Origin of the sequence: Mycobacterium sp. 852002-50816_SCH5313054-b (genome assembly GCF_001667185.1) — a bacterium.
Lineage (GTDB): Bacteria > Actinomycetota > Actinomycetes > Mycobacteriales > Mycobacteriaceae > Mycobacterium.
This window is the reverse complement of record NZ_LZIC01000089.1, coordinates 1-664: the sequence shown is the minus strand read 5'-3', so window position 1 is coordinate 664 and position 664 is coordinate 1. Positions and strand designations below refer to the sequence as shown.

Here is a 664-nt window from a genome sequence, read left to right as displayed (position 1 = left end):
TCGGGGTGACGTTGTCGGAGAACCAGGCCGACCACGTGCAGAAGATGTTCGACCAGATGGACACGAACCGCTCGACGCGGGTGCTGCTGGAGGGCTGGGAGAAGTTCGACGAGCCGGTCGACCGCATCGTCTCCATCGGCGCCTTCGAGCACTTCGGCCGCCAGCGCTGGGGCCACTTCTTCAAGATGGCCCACCGGGTGCTGCCGGCCGAGGGCGTCATGATGCTGCACACCATCACGCGTCCGACATTCAAAGAGGCCAGGGCGCAGGGCACTCCGCTGACCCACGAAGTCGTTCACTTCACCCAGTTCATCCTGGCCGAGATCTTCCCGGGCGGCTGGCTGCCGACGATCCCGTCGGTCGAGGAGCACGCGGAGGAGGCCGGCTTCAAGATCACGCGCGTCCAGTCGCTGCGGCTCCACTACGCGAGGACCCTGGAAACGTGGGCCACCGCGCTCGAGGCCAACAGGGACCAGGCGATCGCGATCCAGTCCCGAGAGGTCTACGACCGCTACATGAAGTACCTGACCGGCTGCGCCAAGCTGTTCCGCCAGGGCATCAGCAGCGTCGGCCAGTTCACACTGGCCAAGTAGCGTCCGCCCGGCTACTTCTCACACGTGAACTGGTTGACGTCGGTGTCTCCCTGGCGGAACAGCTTGGCGCA

The 664-nt window shown here is 65.4% G+C and carries 1 protein-coding gene; it reads left to right on the top strand.

Annotated features, from left to right (window positions below; all coding sequences use genetic code 11):
- The coding region (locus A5787_RS18195) for a class I SAM-dependent methyltransferase (protein WP_066969478.1) at nucleotides 1-593 on the top strand (593 nt) is incomplete at its 5' end.
- Between the last annotated feature and the right edge of the window lie 71 nt (nucleotides 594-664).